We start from the raw sequence: 3,001 nt of genomic DNA, 5'->3' as shown, positions 1-3,001 counted from the left end.
GTTCTATGTATAAGAAGTTATGTGCAATTCTCATGATTATTGTGGTTGGAAATGGAGCATGCGTTGCTGAAACTCCCGACTCTTACTTCTTGGGACCTGGAGATAAGATATCAATTATTGTTTTTGGTGAAGAAGACCTAAGTATAGAACAACTTAATATCGATGTTAGTGAATCATTTGAATACCCATACTTAGGAAAGATAAATACAAAGAACAAGTCTCTTAGTAGTTTACAAAATGAAATAATAAAAGGTCTTAAAGGTGATTACCTGGTTTCACCGAAAGTGAATATATCAATAGTAAGTTATAGGAATGTATATGTTAACGGAGTTGTTAATAAGCCAGGTGCATTTGAATATCAACCAGGGTTAACTGTAGAAAAATCGATAGCACTTGCTGGTGGCTTCATATCAAAATATAGAAGAACATCGGGAATATATATTACCCCAGAAGGCAAGTACAAAGGTTTGAATGAAAGTGAATTGTCAGAAATATTAAAGGACCAAGAGGAAGCATCGTTGAACGACCAAGTTGGGCCAGGAGATACAGTATACACTGTCAGTTCTCTTTGGCGTTGAATAGCCACCTCGTAAGATAAAAATTTTGAACGAAACATTAGAAACAGAGTGACAGTTCATGGAATTAAGATTTGAAGAAAACAGTAATACGGAAGAAATTATCGATGTTGGTCGTTACGTGTTACTCCTCAAAAAAAATGCTTTCAAGATAACACTATTCTCCTTTTTAGTTACAGCTATTACTATCCTTGTGGTGTTTTCGATGACCCAAAAGTATAGAGCAACAGCTACTTTGCTTATTGAAGCGAAAACTAGAAATGCAATCTCGATAGATGAAGTGGTTGGAATAGATTCCACGCAAAAAGAATATTATTTAACACAATTTGAGATATTAAAATCAAATCAAATAGCTGAAAGAGTTATAGATAAACTGAACCTGTCAGAAAATGAAGAGTTCAATGCTAGTTTAAGGGGAAATAAGTCATTAATTGACTCGATAAAAACGTCACCATTATTTCAATCATATATAACCACACCCAAACTCGACCCCCACAACGCTGAGAAGATTAGACAAAATGTGCTCAACGTTTTTAAGAGCAGTGTGTCAATTTCACCTATTTCAAAAACTCAATTGGTAAAAATTTCATTCACTTCTCAAGATCAGGAGTTGGCTGCTGAAATTGCGAATGAAATAGGAAAGGCATATATCGAACTGAATCTGGAGTCTCGGCTTTCAGCAACAAAAGAAGCCGCAGATTGGATTTCAAATCGTTTACATGAACTGAAGTCTCAACTTGATCAGTCAGAGATGGCACTGACTAGATTTTTGACCGAAGAAAGGTTGATTGATGACCAGGGAATCGACTCTCTAGCAAGTTCTGAAATCGCTAGTTTAAGCAACAGACTTGCCGAAGTTACTGATCGAAGAATTGAAATTGAATCAGCGTATCTAGCATTAAAAAAGAGAACAAATGGTGATATCAACACATTCGCTACGATTCCGTTGATATCAGAACATCCTCAGATAGTCGCGATAAGAACAGTTCAACTGCAAGCCGAAACAGATCTAACTGATCTTTCGCAAAGATACGGCCCAAAACACGACAAAATGATTCAAGCTGCGGCTCAAGTTAAGTTGGTCAGCAAGCAGGTAGAACAAATTGTCTCTCAACTCATTAAGGGAGTTGGTAAAGAATTATCGACAGCACGAGCCCAAGAGAGGCTAATTAGAAAAGAATTAGCACAGAAAAAAGACGAGTTTAGGAGTTTAACAATAAAAAAGCGTGAGTATGAGTCACTTAAGCGTGAAGTGAATACGAACAGGAACGTATTGAATTTGTTTTTAAATCGCCAAAAGGAAACTACAGCAACAGGTGATTTTGAAGCAACAAATGCTAGGTTTACAGACAAGGCTCTTATACCGCAAAAGCCATCGTCCCCCAAAAGAAAACTGATCGCAATAATAGCTTTAGTGACTAGTTTTATATTTGGTGCGGTTGTTGTTTTCTTAATTGATGCATTACGTAACACAATAGAATCAATTAAACACTTCGAGGAGTTATTTGGTCTTGTTCCGTTAGGTGGAATCCCAAAAGTAAAATCGAAAAAATTCAAAAATAAGCATCTGGACTCGTCGGTATTTTTTGATAACAAGGAAATGACGTTCAATGAGTCTATATGCTCAATTAGAACATCATTGCTTTTAACTTACTCCCAGAAACAGCAGAAAAGATTGGCAGTGACGTCCTCATTACCTGGTGAAGGCAAAACAACTACAGCCATAAATTTAGCGATATCTTTTTCGAAAATGGAAAATGTATTGCTCGTCGATTGTGATCTTAGAAAGTCCGCAATAGCAGAGCGGTTCGGAAAGAAAAAATACCAGCAAGGTGTGACCAACCACTTGTTGATGGGAACTGAACTTAATGAATGCATATTCAAGGATCATGATTCAGGCCTGTCTATTCTAGCAGCAGGGATGTTGACTTCAAATCCTCAAGAGTTGCTAGGATCAGTTCGCTTTTCTGAGCTGTTAAATAGTTTAGATAATAAGTATGACCGTATCATAATTGATACACCTCCAACGTTGCCTGTAAGTGACTCACTAATTATTAGCCAGCTATCAGATTTTGTACTCATAGTAGCTAAAGCGAACAGTACTCGCGTTAAAACTATTAAAAACACTTTAGCCAAATTATCTGGTCATGAAATAGTCGTCAATGGAATTATTATCAATCAGATAAATGGAAAAGTCGCTAAAGCGAATTATGGATACGGTGAATACGGAGTTTATGGAAACTACTCTGACACGAAAATATAATGGAAATATTGGGTGGAAAAATGAAGATTGCTATTGTAGGTATTGGCTACGTAGGTCTATCAAATGCATTACTGTTGGCTCAAAATAATGAAGTCGTAGCATTAGATATTGATATAGATAAAGTTCAAAGGCTAAATGACAAAATATCTCCTATATCTGATAG

Annotated in this window: 2 protein-coding genes and 1 pseudogene; all 3 read left to right on the top strand. The window is 36.4% G+C overall.

Annotated features, from left to right (window positions below; all coding sequences use genetic code 11):
• The coding region (locus tag L4C33_RS21055; protein WP_428814346.1) for a polysaccharide biosynthesis/export family protein at positions 1-578 on the top strand (578 nt) is incomplete at its 5' end.
• Between the two features lie 58 nt (positions 579-636).
• Positions 637-2,838, top strand: a complete 2,202-nt coding sequence (locus tag L4C33_RS21050; RefSeq protein ID WP_428814345.1) for a GumC family protein — start codon at positions 637-639, stop codon at positions 2,836-2,838.
• Positions 2,839-2,858: 20 nt separating this feature from the next.
• Positions 2,859-3,001 (top strand): annotated as a pseudogene (locus L4C33_RS21045) (UDP-glucose 6-dehydrogenase); the annotation flags it as partial.

Origin of the sequence: Vibrio makurazakiensis (assembly GCF_050337375.1) — a bacterium.
GTDB lineage: Bacteria > Pseudomonadota > Gammaproteobacteria > Enterobacterales > Vibrionaceae > Vibrio > Vibrio makurazakiensis.
This window is presented reverse-complemented; position numbering and strand designations above follow the sequence as displayed.

Coding starts and splice junctions, on each gene's coding strand:
- L4C33_RS21050 (WP_428814345.1), top strand. CDS start 637: ATGGAATTAAGATTTGAAGAAAACAGTAATACGGAAGAAATTATCGAT.